We start from the raw sequence: 15,196 nt of genomic DNA, 5'->3' as shown, positions 1-15,196 counted from the left end.
AATTTATGAAATACATTTTGATTCTATTATTTTTTGCTTTTGCAACGAATGCCCAAATACAAAAAGAACAGTTAGATCTTATGCCGTGGCCACAAAATATAAATTTGACCGCTGGTACTTTTGCTTTAAGCAAAAGTTTTAAAGTAAATATTACCGGAAAACCAAATCCTAGAATTTTTATAGGAGCAACCCGCTTTTTAAGAAGATTGGACGGCAGAACAGGATTGTTCCTGGAGCAAAGTTTTTTGACAAAAGTCAACGAAAGCCCAGAAGCAGAATTGCAAATTAATTGTGTTCGCAACGGGAAAATAGAAATAAATGAAGATGAAAGTTATAAACTAATTATTGCCTCCAATAAAATAACGATCAATGCCACGTCCGATTTAGGTGCGTTACATGGTTTGGAAACGCTGTTGCAATTACTGCACAATAACAGCACTTCATATTATTTTCCTACGGTTGAGATTACAGATTCTCCAAGATTTACCTGGAGAGGATTAATGATTGACGGGGCGCGAAATTTTCAGCCGGTGGATGTTATCAAAAGAAATCTTGACGCCATGGCTGCGATGAAAATGAATGTTTTTCATTGGCATTTAGCAGATGATCAAGGATGGAGAATTGAAATGAAAAAACATCCGAAATTGACTGAATTGGCTTCAGATGGGAGTTACTATACTCAGGAAGAAATTAAAAACATTGTAAAATATGCTGATGAAAGAGGGATTTTAGTTATTCCTGAAATAGATGTGCCAGGGCATGCTTCGGCATTGCTTACCGCTTATCCTGAAGTAGGAAGTAAAGTGAGTGATGGAAAAGTTACTTATGAAGTGCAAAGAAATTCAGGAATTTTTAATGCAACATTGGATCCTTCAAATCCAAAAACCTATCAATTGCTAAGCGAAATTTTTGACGAAGTTTGCCTTTTATTTCCGGGAGCTTATTTTCATATTGGCGGTGATGAAAATAATGGTAAAGAGTGGAATGCAAACCCTAAAATACAGGAATTCAAGAAGAAATACAACTTGGCTAATAATCATGATTTGCAAACCTATTTTAACATGAAGTTGATTCCAATGTTGAAAAAGCACAACAAAAAAATGATGGGCTGGGAAGAAATAATGACCGAAAACATGTCTAAAGATGCCATAATTCATGCCTGGAGAGGAACGAATCAAGGTATTTCTTCTGATGGTTCGTTAATAAAAGCAGCAAAAAATGGGTTTAAAACAGTTTTGTCCAATGGCTATTATATTGATTTAATGCTTGGTGTAGAGAAACATTATTTGAATGACCCGATACCTAAAAACAGTATTCTGACTCCGGAAGAAAAAGCCAGAATATTGGGAGGCGAAGCAGCAATGTGGAGCGAACTCGTAACGCCTTTAAACATAGATTCAAGGATTTGGCCTCGAACAGCTGCTATTGCGGAACGATTGTGGTCTAATGAAAATATTACTGACATGAATAGCTTACACAAAAGATTGAAAACGATTTCATTTAGATTAGAAGAACTTGGAATTACACATCTAAGAAACAAAGAAGTGATTTTGAGGAACATTAGTAACAATCAAAAAACTGCGGCACTGAATGATTTTTCGAATGTTTGTGAGCCACTGAAAAATTATAAACGTAATGGTGGAGGGAAAAAATACCGCATGCATTCTCCGTTGACCTTATTTGCCGATGCCTGTACTGCTGATGCATTAGATGTTTTTGATTTTGATACTGCCGTAAACAATTATTTAGAAAATAAAAGTCAAGAAAATCAAACTTTGGTGACCAATTTTTTCAAAAAATGGATTAATATGAATAGTGATTTAATTGGTTTAAGTGCAAATGCTCCACTGGTGCAACCGCTTTTACCATTGTCTAAAAGTTTAAGTGATTTATCCCAACAGCTTTTACTTAAAATTGATAAAAAACAAACGATAAATCCAACGGTATTAAATGATTTATTAGAACAATGTAATTCTAGAAGTCCTGCTGATGTAGAATTAGCCGTGTATGATAATTTAAAAAAGTTGCTGTAACTAAATAGAAGTGCCTTTCTAATTTGATTATCGGTTTGTTTTAAAGAAGATTAATATTATAATCCTGACACTATTTTGTCAGGATTTTTTTTGATTATCCTTTTAATGTAGAACAAAATACAACCTATGAAAATGTGTTTTTTTCGAATTAAGGAAATCAGTATTTTTTTTCGTATTTTTGCAAAAATTTTATAAAAAAAATATTCATGTTAACAGTTAATAATTTATCAGTTCAGTTTGGCAAACGAATTTTGTTTGACGAAGTAAATACGACCTTCACACACGGTAATATATACGGAGTTATTGGAGCCAACGGTGCTGGAAAATCTACTTTTCTTAAAATAATTGCCGGTGAAATGGATCCTACATCGGGACATATTCATTTGGAACCAGGAAAACGTATGTCGGTTTTGAACCAAAACCATAATATGTTTGATGAGAGTACCGTTCTAGAGACCGTGATGATGGGAAATAAAACATTGTATGCCATCAAAAAAGAAATGGATGCTTTGTATTTAGATTATGACGATAAAAATGCAGATAGAATAGGAGAGTTGCAAGTGCAATTTGAGGAAATGAATGGATGGAATGCCGATTCTGATGCTGCATCGATGTTGTCAAACCTTGGTATTACAGAAGAATATCATTATACTTTAATGGGAGATTTGGAAGGGAAGATAAAAGTTCGTGTCCTTTTGGCACAAGCGCTTTTTGGAAATCCGGATTTGCTTATTATGGATGAGCCTACCAATGATTTGGATTTTGAAACCATAGCGTGGTTAGAGAATTTCTTGGCAAATTATGAAAATACAGTAATTGTAGTTTCTCACGACAGACACTTTTTAGATTCAGTTTGTACACATATATCGGATATTGATTTCAGTAAAATAAATCATTATTCAGGAAATTATACTTTTTGGTATGAATCAAGCCAATTAGCCGCAAAACAACGCGCACAACAAAATAAAAAAGCTGAAGAAAAGAAACAAGAATTAGAAGAATTTATTCGTCGTTTTAGTGCGAATGTGGCCAAATCAAAACAAGCTACTTCTCGTAAAAAAATGATTAGTAAGTTGAATATTTCTGAGATAAAACCATCAAGTCGTCGCTATCCTGCAATTATTTTTGACCAAGAACGTGAAGCAGGAGATCAAATTTTGAACGTACAAAATCTAAGTGCTTCAATAGATGGGGATGTCTTATTTAAAGGAGTTGATTTGAATATGGCGAAAGGCGACAAAATCGTTCTTTTCTCAAAAGATTCCCGTGCAACAACCGCTTTCTATGAAATTTTAAACGGAAATAAAAAAGCGGATTCTGGAACTTATGACTGGGGAGTTACCACGAACCAAGCCTATTTACCAGTAGAAAACCATTCGTTTTTTGAGAGTGATTATTCACTTGTGGATTGGTTGCGTCAATGGGTAAAAACAGAGGAAGAACGTGATGAGGTTAACATTCGCAGTTTTCTTGGTAAAATGATTTTCTCAGGGGAAGAAGCGTTGAAAACCTGTAGAGTATTATCTGGAGGAGAAAAAGTACGTTGTATGTTGTCTCGAATGATGATGGAAAGAGCGAATGTCTTGATGCTTGATGAACCAACGAATCACTTAGATTTAGAGTCCATTACGGCCTTTAATAATTCCTTGAAAAACTTCAAAGGATCTGTGATTTTTACCACTCATGATCATGAATTCTCTCAAACGGTTGCCAATAGAGTTATTGAATTGACTCCAAATGGAGCGATTGACCGTTACATGACATTTGATGATTATCTGGATGATGAAAAAGTACAGGAATTAAGAACTAAGATGTACACTGTATAAATAGTATAATTTAAGAACAAAAAATATCCCGCAATTGCGGGATATTTTTTGTTTAATTGGGAATTCTTATAATTTTCATCTACTTCTTTCCAGAGATTTTACTAATGATAAAAATTATTATTGCAACAACTATAACAACTATAAATATACCAACACCAACTCCGGCTTTGAATATACCTTCTATTACTGAACAGCTTGTAAATGAAATTAACACTATAAAAAGCATCAATAATCTTGTTATTTCTTTTTTCATGATTTTAGATTTTTAAAAGTTTATGTTAAAATATAAAGATACAGAATCTTAATAGTCAATTGTTATATAATTTTTGCGGTTTTTTGTGAAATTTTTAATTATTTTTATTGGAATCCAATTTAAAATAGGCTTAATAATTATTGACAGGGGATTGTGTTTTTATAATTGAATTACCCATTGATTTCTATCTTTTTGTACTGAGTGTTTAAAGTTAATAAACAACGGCTGTTAAAATCTATTTGGTATAAAGCAATATGGATTTCATAGTAAATAATAAATGCAACTATTTTCTTGCTTTATAATTATAAAATCATAAATTCGAATTTGTATATTTGCAAAACCAAACAACACACTTTAACATGAGTCAAAAAGTATTACTTACTGCAAAAGAAGTTACTATCATATTACATCGTTTGGCCTGTCAGTTAATTGAAAAGCATTTAGATTTTTCAGATACTATTTTGGTGGGGATTCAACCAAGAGGCGTTTTTTTAGCGGAACGTTTGAAAGAAATATTAGAAAAAGAATACCAAACTCCTGAAATTCAATTGGGTTATCTGGATATTACCTTTTTTAGAGATGATTTTCGTAGAACGGATAAACCATTAGAAGCTAATAAAACCAAGATTAATTTTATTGTTGAAAATAAAAAAGTCATTTTCATTGACGATGTTTTATTTACGGGTCGAAGTATTCGATCTGCTTTGACTGCCATTCAATCTTTTGGAAGACCTTCAGAAATAGAACTACTGGTTTTAATAGACAGACGTTTCAGCCGTAATTTACCCATTCAACCAGATTATAGGGGAAGACAGGTAGATGCCATAAATAACGAAAAAGTGAAAGTGAGTTGGAAAGAAAATGATGGTGAAGATGGGGTGTATTTAATTACCAGTTAGGCACTATTTTATTTAGAAATCTAACTATTAAAAAACTAATAATCGTAAAAAGAAATGAAAGAATTAAGCGTAAATCATTTATTAGGCATAAAGTACATCAACAAAAATGATATTGACCTAATTTTTGAAACAGCCGATCATTTTAAAGAAGTCATCAACCGACCAATTAAGAAAGTACCTTCTTTACGAGATATTACCATTGCCAATATTTTCTTCGAAAACAGTACAAGAACTAAACTCTCTTTTGAATTAGCGCAAAAACGTTTATCCGCCGATGTGATTAGTTTTTCGGCGGCACAATCTTCAGTGAAAAAAGGAGAAACATTAATAGATACTGTAAATAACATACTTTCGATGAAAGTGGATATGGTGGTGATGCGACATGCCAATCCTGGTGCAGCTTATTTTTTATCCAAAAACGTAAAAGCCAGTATCGTAAATGCAGGTGACGGAGCACATGAACACCCTACGCAAGCTTTATTAGACAGTTATTCAATTAGAGAAAAATTAGGAGAAGTGGCAGGAAAAAAAGTAGTCATAGTAGGTGATGTATTGCATTCCAGAGTAGCATTGTCAAATATTTATGCTTTACAAATGCAGGGAGCGGAGGTAAAAGTTTGCGGACCTAAAACCCTTATTCCAAGACATATTGAATCACTTGGTGTAACTGTGGAATCTAATTTGAGAAAAGCACTTGAATGGTGCGATGTGGCAAATATGTTACGGGTGCAAAACGAAAGAATGGATGTGAATTATTTTCCATCGACAAGAGAATACGCACAGCAATATGGAGTTGATAAAACGTTGTTAGATTCACTGAATAAAGAAATCATAATCATGCATCCGGGACCTATCAATCGTGGTGTCGAAATTACCAGTGAAGTTGCTGATTCGCATCAGTCTGTGATTTTGAACCAAGTAGAAAATGGTGTAGCGATTAGAATGGCAGTTATTTATCTTTTGGCTTCAAAAATTCAGTAATTTCAAATAAAAACTTAGTAACTTAGCTACTTAGTAACCTGTCTGCCGTTACGCAGCTTCTGAAACTTAAAAAAATGAAAGTAGATCAAAAAGGCCACACAATTACAATTAAAGATACACAAGGTGATTTTACTTCTTTTTTAATGAAGGTAACGCATCAATACAAAACATTTGAAAAACATAACTTGATTATTGATCTTTTACTTTACAAAGATTTATCTACAGACAGTATAAAGTTATTTTTGCCATTATCAAAACAACATAAAAAAGGGAAAAAGTCATTTGTTATTGTCACTTCAGATTTTGATTATAATGCAGTTCCTGCTAAATTAACGGTCGTTCCTTCCTTGTTAGAAGCGCATGATATAATTGAAATGGAAGAGATTGAAAGAGAATTAGGTTTTTAAATTAGTGTATTCGGTTATTTGTTTAACCGTTTAATTGATTTAACCCAATACGCAATAACCGATTAAACGGTTAAACAAATAACCGAATACACAGAAACTTGAAATTAACAATACTTGGTTGCTATGCCGCAACGCCTCGAACTTTTACCAATCCTACCTCACAGATTTTAGAAATAAAAAACAGACTTTTTCTGATTGATTGCGGTGAGGGAACCCAAGTGCAATTACGCAAAAACAAAATTAGGTTTTCTAAGATAAATCATATTTTTATTTCGCATTTGCATGGGGATCATTTTTTTGGATTAGTGGGCTTAGTCTCAACTTTTACTTTACTTAACAGAGTCACTGAATTACATATTTATGGACCTAAAGGGATTCAAGAAATCATTAAGTTACAATTGCGATTGTCAAATTCTTGGACTAATTACGGATTGTTTTTTCATGAATTGGAATCTCTTGAAAGTGAAGTAATCTTTGAAGATGAAAAGGTTTTGGTGAAAACCATTCCATTAAAGCATCGTGTTTATACCAATGGTTTTTTATTCCAAGAAAAAATAGGGGAGCGGAAACTAAATTTAGATGCTGTTCAAAATTATGAAATTGATACTTGTTATTATCAGAAAATAAAAAACGGCAAGGACATCACTCTTGAAGATGGTAGAGTCATTGTAAACGACAAATTAACATTCGATCCTGTTCCAGCAAAAAAATATGCTTTTTGTTCTGATACTGCTTATAATGAATCCATTCTTCCGATTATTGAAAATGTAGATGTATTATACCACGAATCTACTTTTTTGCAATCAGAAGAAAATCTGGCAAAAAAAACATTGCACTCCACTGCAAAAGAAGCTGCAATGATTGCTTTGAAATCTAATGTGAAGCAATTAATTTTAGGGCATTATTCTACAAGATATCAAAGTATCGAACTATTTAAGGAAGAAGCCGAAACAATTTTTCCGGAAGTGCTTTTAGCCGATGATGGAAAAAGTTTTGATTTTTAAATAAAGACAATTTATCTGTTGCACTATAAAATTGATACTGTATTTTTAAGATTATTCTATTTCGAATAATCTTAAAATCAAACAATCTTAAAATTAAAAAATGAGCGATTTAAGCAATTACCGGAAATCCTACGAAAAGAGTGAGTTATCAGAATCTAATATTCCAGAAGATCCAATAAACCTATTTAATAGATGGTTTCATGAAGCAGAAGATTTTGGCACTAATGAAGAAGTTAATGCCATGACCGTCTCTACAATTGGTTTAGATGGCTTCCCAAAGTCCAGAGTTGTTTTATTAAAAAAATTCAATGAGGAGGGATTTACTTTTTATACCAATTATAATTCGGAAAAAGGGAAGGCTATTGCCAATAACCCTAAAGTATGTCTTTCTTTTTTTTGGCACACAATGGAACGCCAGGTTATTATAAAAGGTATTGCCCAGAAAACCACTGGAGCTATTTCAGATAATTATTTTGAATCCAGACCTGATGGAAGTAAGTTGGGAGCGATAGTGTCAAACCAAAGTGAAGTAGTGCCCTCGCGAGAATATTTAGAGGAAAATCTAAAACAATTAGAAAAAGATTTTGATAGTATGGTTATTCCAAGACCGGAGCATTGGGGAGGATTTTTGGTTACTCCTTTAGAAGTTGAATTTTGGCAAGGAAGGCCTAACAGATTGCATGATAGAATTAGGTATATAAGTCAAGAAGATTTTTCTTGGAAAATTGATCGATTATCTCCATAATGTAAGAATAATACCTATTTAAAAATATTTATGATGTAGTTCGTCGATTTTATTTGGTAGTTTAACGATAAAATGTGTAGTTTTAAATATAATTAAAGCACATATTTGTTAATACATTAAAGAAGTTTGCCCCACAATCTCCTTTAAACTTAAACTACTATTATTATGAAATCAAAATTACTCTATACAATATTGCTCGTTACTGTAGTATTTACTTTCAATTCCTGTTCTTCTGATAGTTCTGAAGAATCAACAACTGCTGTGACAACTCAAAAGGTAGTTGATTATTCTTATAATACTTCTGAAATAGAAACTATGAATTTAATAAATACCTACAGAGTTAGTGTAGGATTAAATCCTTTAGAAAAAATCAATCATATGTCTCATAAGTCAGAAGAGCATGACTATTATATGATTACTAATAATGTAGTTAATCATAATGATTTTGTTGCTCGTTCTGAAAATATAATCAAAGTTTTAGGTGCTAAAACTGTAAGCGAAAATATCGCTTATAATTACAGTACGCCTCAAGCTGCTTTAAATGCTTGGTTAGCTAGTCCTGGACACAAAGAAAATATTGAAGGTAATTTCACTCATTTTGGAATTTCTATAAGAGAGAATCCAGTAACGGGTAAAAAATATTACACAAATATCTTCGCGAAAATATAAGTTAATTTTTTGTTTATTTTTGGTATTAAAAGGCTGTCTTCCCCCCAAAAGACAGCCTTTTTTTGTTTTATAGATTTTATGACTTAGATAGCTCCTTTAATTAAAGGTCAGTTTACAATTACAATACCCAAAGGCTATTTTTAAATATTAGGTTGATCAGGTTTACAGTTCTGGTTGGCAGAAAATATTGAAGGCTAATTTACTCATTTTAGTATCTCAATCTCAAAGGTTCCTGTGGTCTGTAAAAAATGGCCTGCCAATATCTTTGTAAAAATATAAGCTACTATTTTGTTTGATTATTATAATTGAAAAGGTTCTCTTCTGTCCAAAAGGTAACCTTTTCTGTTTTTGTTAGAGATTGGATTGCTGAGGGTAAATTCTTTAAAATGGTAAACTTTTAATTTCGAAGAGGTATAATATATGTATGCCTAATTTTTGGTAAGAAAATTAATAAAAATAGAATTTTTTATCAGAATGTAATAAAAGAGTGTTTTTTTTAGAATATTGTTATCTTTTTTTAAATAACTTGATTTTTAAAGTGTTATATATACATTTACAAACGGTCAAACTATAACGATTGAAATAATTCTAAATGTATAGTTTACAACTTGTTAATTTAATCCTTAATTCAATATGAAATCAGTATTATTTCGTGCTTTATTTCTCATTTTTACATTTTTTGCAATATCTTCTTGTTCTTCAGATAATTCTGAATTACCAACATCAAATGCAGCTTTATCTCAAAAGATAGTCGATTATACTTATAACACTTCTGAAATCGAAACTTTGAATTTGATAAACACTTATAGAGTTAGCATTGGGTTAACTTCTTTGGCGAAAATTAATTATATCTCTCTGAAGTCAGAAGAGCATGATAATTACATGATTATCAATAATGTGGTTGATCATAATAATTTTATACTTCGTTCTGAAAATATTATGAATGTTCTAGGTGCTAAATACGTAAGTGAGAATATTGCTTATAATTATAATTCTTCTCAGTCTGTTTTAAATGCTTGGTTAGCAAGTCCTGAACATAAGAAAAATATTGAAGGTAATTTTACTCATTTTGGTATTGCAATTAGAGTGGATCCGGCTACAGGTAAAAAATATTATACCAATATTTTTGCAAAAATATAAATGATTTTTGATATATATTATCATAAAGGCTGCCTCAGGCAGCCTTTATGATAATATATAACTCTTTGATTATAATCTAAAACCGTTTTTATAAGGCCGTAATTATAAATTCGCTGCGTCTGTTGAATTGATGTTCATCCTCTGTACATTCCACATTATCAGCGCATTTGTTTACCAGCTGTGTCTCTCCGTATCCTTTACCAATTAATCTACTGGAATCAACTCCATTTTTGATTAACCAGTTTATAGTAGCTTTAGCTCTTCTATCTGATAACGCTTCATTGTATTCGAAAGTTCCACGACTATCTGTATGGGAGCGAATATCAAGTTTCATGCTAGGGTATTGATTTAGTACATCTAATATTTTTTCTAAATCTATTGCAGCTTCTACTCTAATATTAGATTTATCAAAGTCGAAGTAGATCATTTTAATGCCAAAACATTTTCCTAAATCATCACCAACGGTTACTTTACATTTTGATTTTTCCAATGCGATTGGTAAATATGTTTTTCCTTTCTCTGCTGCAATAGTAATCTTTTGTTCTTTAGTGGTATATTCTGGTTTTTCAGCTCTTATATTATAAGTTTTTCCACATTCGACGGTAAAAGAATAATTGCCTTTATCATCAGAATTGGTAGTATTTATCAAATTAAATTGGCTGTCGTGTAAAGTGATTTTAGCATTTGGCAGTAATTCTTTGGTAGTTATGTCCGTTATTTCACCATATAATTCCTGTTCGCAAATTAGCCTTCTCGTTTCTAAAAATTTATAAATATCATCATAACCCTGACCACCATCTCGATTGGAGCTAAAAAATCCTCTTCTTGATTTTGTATCAATTAAATAAGCAAAATCATCCTTAGGCGAGTTAACATCAGCTCCCACATTTTGGACTTCACTGAAAGTGTTGTCTTTGTTTATTTTGGATACAAAAACATCTAATCCTCCTAAACCAGGATGCCCGTCTGAGGCAAAATAAAGTTCATTTTCATCATTTACAAATGGAAAGGTTTCTCTTCCTTCAGTATTGATTGTATTTCCTAAGTTTTCAGGAGTACCAAAACTGCCGTCGTCATTTATTTTTACTTTAAATAAATCTGATTGGCCTATAGTTCCCGGCATATCAGAAGAAAAATATAATGTCTTCCCATCAGGACTTAAAGTGGGATGGGCCGTACTATAATTATCACTGTCAAAAGGCAGTTCAGTTACATTTGCCCATTTGTCATTTTCTAAACTGGCTTTGTAAATTTTTATTAAAGTAATATCATTTCCATCTTTTCCTTTTTTGCCATCCAGATAGTTGTTTCGAGTAAAATACATTGTTTTTCCATCATTCGTAAAAGTAGGAGTAGATTCATGAAACTTCGAATTTATACTTTTATCAAACTTTTTAGTGGCGCTTGGAGTCATTTTATCTCCTAAATCTGCAGTATACAAATTTGTAAAATATTGATTGGTCCAAGCATGCTTTCTGTGTCCTAAACTTCCAGTATCTCTTGCAGAAGCAAATACAATTTTATTCAAATATACAGCGGTTCCGTAATCAGAGTATTTCGAATTAATACCTGCATTTTCCACCTGATATCTACCTGAATTAGCTTTTATGGCTTCTAAATAATGGGTGTTTTTTTTGAAAAGCTTTCCTCGAATATCGTTTCCAGATTTTTGATTGAATAGTTCCAACATTTCATTGGCTTTATCATTTTCGCCAATGGATCTTAAAGACTGGGCATAACGATAGTAATATTCCGGTTCTAGATTGGTAGTGTCCATGACAAATAATTCACCATACCATTTGGCAGCTTTGTCCAGCTCTGCGTTAAAGTAATAGGCATTCCCCAATTTTTTAAACAGGTCTGCAGATTTATACCCTTTTTCAGCAACCCTTTCGTAGGTTTTTATGGCATCTACATAGGCGTAGTTGTCATATTTTTTATCAGCTGCAACTACTCTTGCTTTTTGGGAATAAATGTTAAAAGAAAAAACACTTACTATTGTTATGTAAAGGAGTATAATATTTTTCATAATAATTGTTTTTAGAAGAATTTTAGAGTTATGATTTTATCGTTGTTTTCGAATTTTTATTTCTGCTATCGCCTCCGATTTTTGTTTTAATTTCAAGAGTATTTCATTGGCTGTATCATTTTGCCCAATATATTTCAAAGACATAGCATATTGATAATAATATTCAGGTTCTAAATCCTTGGAATTCATGGCAAATAATTCACAATACCATTTAGCGGCTTTGTCTAAATCTGCATTCTGGTAATATGAATCCCCTAGTTTTTTAAATAAATCTACTGATTTATATCCTTTTTCTGCGACCCTTTCGTAGGTTTTTATAACATCTACATAGGCATATTTATCATTTATTTTATCGGTCACATATAATTTTGAATTTTGAGCATGTCCTTTAAAAGAAAAAACACTCATTATTGTTATAAAGAATATATATATTTTCATAAACTTATTTTTAGAAGAATCTAGGAGTCGTAATTTTGTTGTTATTTTTGAATAATTCATAGCGCAAGAAAATTTCATGCGAACCGGAATTATAATTGTCTAAATTAGTCGTTTCATGATCATATCCATATCCGATATACAAACCCTCAGAAACCTGAAATCCAACCATGGCACTCAATGCTGCACTCCATCTATAGGCAACTCCTACCACGAATTTGTCATTAAACATAAAATTTCCTGACACATCGAATTGAAGAGGAGCACCTTTAACCATTTTGGTGAGAACTGCGGGTTTAAATTTAATATAATTATTTAAATCAAATACATAACCAGCAATCAAGTAGTAATTAATTTGTTCTTTAAAAATAGCTACTTCATTATCATCATAACGATTGGTTTCTATAAAGTTAGGAACAGAGAATCCAATATAAGACTTGTTAGAATGCCAATAGATACCAGCACCAATATTTGGAGAAAATTTGTTATTATAATCATGTAAGCTTGGGTCATCATCCACAGGATTTAATCTGGTTACATCCAAATCGAAAAGATTAGCCGTTGCTTTAATTCCAAATGAAAGTTTAAAAGTTTCCGATGTAGGAACCGTGTAAGATAAATCAGCTGAGATGGTATTCTCATGAGTAGGACCAATTTTATCATTTATAATTGATACCCCTAATCCTAAATTATTTCCGTTGAGAGGAGTATTGATAGATACCGCATTAGTCACTGGAGCCCCATCTAATCCTACCCATTGCGTACGATGTAAGGCAAAAATACTTAAGGCACCTCTAGATCCAGCATATGCGGGATTAATATTGATTGTGTTGTACATGTATTGCGTAAATTGAGCATCTTGTTGAGCAAAACTTACAATGGCTGTAAACATCAAAACGAAAGAAAATAATTTTGTTTTCATAGCAGCTGTTTATTTTAAATTACCTATCAAACTGATTTATAGTATTTTGTGAGCTCAGTTGATAAATTGAATAAGAGTTTGTCAGTCAGTAAAAATAAGGCTAAAAATATTGCTTTTATTAAACCTGAGGACGCTGTAGTCCCCAGGGATTTAAATTTAAATTATTTAGTAAGGTATAAATATCCGTCTTTCTTATTGGCTTGAACACCACCATTACCATCAATAAAAGTATAATTCAAGATATAGAAATAGGTACCGGATGGTAAACCAGAGAATTGGCTGATAGTTGTTCTACCTTCGGATATACCTTTGAACACGTTACTGGTATTATTATAGCCTTTAGTTTCAAATACTAATACTCCCCAGCGATTGTAAATTTCAACTGTATTATCTGGATAACACAATACATCATCAATATTGTCGATTATAAAATTTTCATTAATTCCATCTCCATTTGGAGAGAAAGCGTTATGAATTAATATAGTTCCACATCCTAAGACAATACTGGCTTCAACAACTTCTTCATCTGAATCACTTATTGGTACTTCATTTGGTGTGAACCCATTTGCATGGGCAACATTGGTTACAGAACCATTTACTCTATCCTCTTGGGTTACTGTATAATTTTCAGTAAATGTCTGAGTACCACCTGGAGCTAATGTTTGAATAGTAGTATTCAATCCAGTTAATGGATCAGTTACAACTATTGAATATAGAGTGATATTACCGGTGTTTTTTACTTGAATCGTATAATTGATAATGTCTCCCACAGAACTATAATTCTCACTATTGGAAGTTTTAATTACTTCTAAGCCTGGATTTTGAGTAAGTGGCGTAACGGTTGGTGTATTGTTTGTAATCGTTGTGCCTGAAATATCAGTTACATCATTTCCTTTTGGATTTTTGCCAGAAACCAAAGCTGAGTTGGTTACTTTACCGGCATCAATATCGGCTTGAGTAATGGTATAAATACCCGTCACTGAATTATTTGAAGCACCTGATGCTAAAGTGGCTATTGGACTTCCATTTAGTATCAATCCAACCAATGGGTCAGTAATAACGATATTGGATGCTATCACATTACCGGTATTGGTTACCGTAAAAGTATAGTTTATTTTTTCGCCAACTTGAGGGAAACCATCATTATTTGTATCACTAAAGATACCTGTTTTGACTAATGCAATACTAGCTGTCTGAGGGAGTAGTGTTACGGTTGGAGTATTGTTTTGAACCGTTGTACCAGAAATATCAGTCACATCAGTTCCCTTAGGATCTTTCCCAGAAGCCAAAGCAGAGTTGGTTACTTTCCCAGCATCAATATCGGCTTGAGTAATGGTATAAACTCCAGTCACGGAACTGTTAATTGCTGTAGGGGCTAAAGTAGCAATTGGGCTATTACTTATTATCAAACCAACCAACGGATCTGTGATAACGATATTGGTCACAGTTACATTACCAGTATTGGTTACGGTGAAAGTGTAGTTTATTTTTTCACCAGTTTGAGCGAAACCGTCATTGTTAGTATCATTAAAGGTACCTATTTTTACTAAGGCTATACTAGGTGTCTGTGTTAACGGAGTTATTGTGCAATCCGGACATTCAGGGTTAACAGGACAAGAAGTACACGGTGTAGGATCAGACGAAGTATCCGTTACATTCGTACCAGATGGAGGAGTACCGGTAGCTATCGCTAAGTTGTATACAAAACCGGTATTGATATCCGATTGCGTGATTGTATGAACCGCAGAGAATGTAGTCGAATCAGAAGCGCCAACTGTAAGAGAAGCGATAGGTCCGCCAGTGACTACTGCATTAATATCAGTAACAGTTATATTATTTACTGTCACATTACC

The 15,196-nt window shown here is 32.5% G+C and carries 14 protein-coding genes; 9 read left to right on the top strand and 5 right to left on the bottom strand.

Annotated features, from left to right (window positions below):
• Positions 1-5: 5 nt before the first annotated feature.
• Entirely contained in the window at positions 6-2,033 is a 2,028-nt protein-coding gene (locus tag ACM55M_RS13250) for a beta-N-acetylhexosaminidase (protein WP_416858143.1), read from the top strand.
• Between the two features lie 206 nt (positions 2,034-2,239).
• Complete coding sequence (locus ACM55M_RS13245) at positions 2,240-3,859, top strand: ABC-F family ATP-binding cassette domain-containing protein (protein ID WP_416858142.1); 1,620 nt, start codon at positions 2,240-2,242, stop codon at positions 3,857-3,859.
• 79 nt (positions 3,860-3,938) lie between these two features.
• On the opposite strand, the gene ACM55M_RS13240 is transcribed toward ACM55M_RS13245, so the two are convergent.
• On the bottom strand, positions 3,939-4,112 hold the full coding sequence (locus tag ACM55M_RS13240) for a hypothetical protein (RefSeq protein WP_416858141.1): 174 nt from the start codon (positions 4,110-4,112) through the stop codon (positions 3,939-3,941).
• Positions 4,113-4,471: 359 nt separating this feature from the next.
• On the opposite strand from ACM55M_RS13240, the gene pyrR reads away from it, so the two are divergent.
• From pyrR to ACM55M_RS13205, 7 genes are all read left to right on the top strand, one after another.
• The gene (gene pyrR / locus ACM55M_RS13235; protein ID WP_282716456.1) at positions 4,472-5,011 is read left to right on the top strand and encodes a bifunctional pyr operon transcriptional regulator/uracil phosphoribosyltransferase PyrR; all 540 of its coding nucleotides are present in this window, start codon (positions 4,472-4,474) and stop codon (positions 5,009-5,011) included.
• 54 nt (positions 5,012-5,065) lie between these two features.
• Entirely contained in the window at positions 5,066-5,992 is a 927-nt protein-coding gene (locus ACM55M_RS13230; protein WP_416858140.1) for an aspartate carbamoyltransferase catalytic subunit, read from the top strand.
• A 74-nt stretch (positions 5,993-6,066) separates the two neighbouring features.
• On the top strand, positions 6,067-6,399 hold the full coding sequence (locus ACM55M_RS13225) for a hypothetical protein (protein WP_035672743.1): 333 nt from the start codon (positions 6,067-6,069) through the stop codon (positions 6,397-6,399).
• 98 nt (positions 6,400-6,497) lie between these two features.
• A complete protein-coding gene (locus ACM55M_RS13220; protein ID WP_416858139.1) occupies positions 6,498-7,403 on the top strand; it encodes a ribonuclease Z in 906 nt (301 codons plus the stop codon).
• A gap of 100 nt (positions 7,404-7,503) precedes the next feature.
• Positions 7,504-8,148, top strand: coding sequence for a pyridoxamine 5'-phosphate oxidase (gene pdxH / locus ACM55M_RS13215; protein ID WP_416858138.1), 645 nt, complete (start codon positions 7,504-7,506; stop codon positions 8,146-8,148).
• Between the two features lie 165 nt (positions 8,149-8,313).
• Positions 8,314-8,817: a CAP domain-containing protein gene (locus ACM55M_RS13210; RefSeq protein ID WP_416858137.1), complete on the top strand. Its 504-nt coding sequence runs from the start codon at positions 8,314-8,316 to the stop codon at positions 8,815-8,817.
• 633 nt (positions 8,818-9,450) lie between these two features.
• Positions 9,451-9,957 carry a CAP domain-containing protein gene (locus tag ACM55M_RS13205; protein WP_416858136.1) on the top strand — a complete coding sequence of 169 codons (507 nt, stop codon included), beginning with the start codon at positions 9,451-9,453 and terminating at the stop codon, positions 9,955-9,957.
• 88 nt (positions 9,958-10,045) lie between these two features.
• On the opposite strand, the gene ACM55M_RS13200 is transcribed toward ACM55M_RS13205, so the two are convergent.
• The 4 genes from ACM55M_RS13200 to ACM55M_RS13185 form a co-directional block, all read right to left on the bottom strand.
• The gene (locus ACM55M_RS13200) at positions 10,046-11,986 is read right to left on the bottom strand and encodes an OmpA family protein (RefSeq protein ID WP_416858135.1); all 1,941 of its coding nucleotides are present in this window, start codon (positions 11,984-11,986) and stop codon (positions 10,046-10,048) included.
• A gap of 36 nt (positions 11,987-12,022) precedes the next feature.
• The gene (locus tag ACM55M_RS13195) at positions 12,023-12,424 is read right to left on the bottom strand and encodes a tetratricopeptide repeat protein (RefSeq protein WP_416858134.1); all 402 of its coding nucleotides are present in this window, start codon (positions 12,422-12,424) and stop codon (positions 12,023-12,025) included.
• 10 nt (positions 12,425-12,434) lie between these two features.
• On the bottom strand, positions 12,435-13,343 hold the full coding sequence (locus tag ACM55M_RS13190) for a PorP/SprF family type IX secretion system membrane protein (RefSeq protein WP_416858133.1): 909 nt from the start codon (positions 13,341-13,343) through the stop codon (positions 12,435-12,437).
• Between the two features lie 161 nt (positions 13,344-13,504).
• A partial coding sequence (locus ACM55M_RS13185; protein ID WP_416858132.1) for a DUF7507 domain-containing protein occupies positions 13,505-15,196 on the bottom strand: 1,692 nt, incomplete at its 5' end.

This window comes from Flavobacterium galactosi (genome assembly GCF_048158585.1).
In the GTDB taxonomy this organism is placed as follows: Bacteria; Bacteroidota; Bacteroidia; order Flavobacteriales; family Flavobacteriaceae; genus Flavobacterium; species Flavobacterium galactosi.
The sequence above is the reverse complement of the archived record's forward strand: the minus strand, read 5'-3'. Positions and strand labels throughout refer to the sequence as shown.

Coding starts and splice junctions, on each gene's coding strand:
- ACM55M_RS13250 (WP_416858143.1), top strand. CDS start 6: ATGAAATACATTTTGATTCTATTATTTTTTGCTTTTGCAACGAATGCC.
- ACM55M_RS13245 (WP_416858142.1), top strand. CDS start 2,240: ATGTTAACAGTTAATAATTTATCAGTTCAGTTTGGCAAACGAATTTTG.
- ACM55M_RS13240 (WP_416858141.1), bottom strand. CDS start 4,112: ATGAAAAAAGAAATAACAAGATTATTGATGCTTTTTATAGTGTTAATT.
- pyrR (WP_282716456.1), top strand. CDS start 4,472: ATGAGTCAAAAAGTATTACTTACTGCAAAAGAAGTTACTATCATATTA.
- ACM55M_RS13230 (WP_416858140.1), top strand. CDS start 5,066: ATGAAAGAATTAAGCGTAAATCATTTATTAGGCATAAAGTACATCAAC.
- ACM55M_RS13225 (WP_035672743.1), top strand. CDS start 6,067: ATGAAAGTAGATCAAAAAGGCCACACAATTACAATTAAAGATACACAA.
- pdxH (WP_416858138.1), top strand. CDS start 7,504: ATGAGCGATTTAAGCAATTACCGGAAATCCTACGAAAAGAGTGAGTTA.
- ACM55M_RS13210 (WP_416858137.1), top strand. CDS start 8,314: ATGAAATCAAAATTACTCTATACAATATTGCTCGTTACTGTAGTATTT.
- ACM55M_RS13205 (WP_416858136.1), top strand. CDS start 9,451: ATGAAATCAGTATTATTTCGTGCTTTATTTCTCATTTTTACATTTTTT.
- ACM55M_RS13200 (WP_416858135.1), bottom strand. CDS start 11,986: ATGAAAAATATTATACTCCTTTACATAACAATAGTAAGTGTTTTTTCT.
- ACM55M_RS13195 (WP_416858134.1), bottom strand. CDS start 12,424: ATGAAAATATATATATTCTTTATAACAATAATGAGTGTTTTTTCTTTT.
- ACM55M_RS13190 (WP_416858133.1), bottom strand. CDS start 13,343: ATGAAAACAAAATTATTTTCTTTCGTTTTGATGTTTACAGCCATTGTA.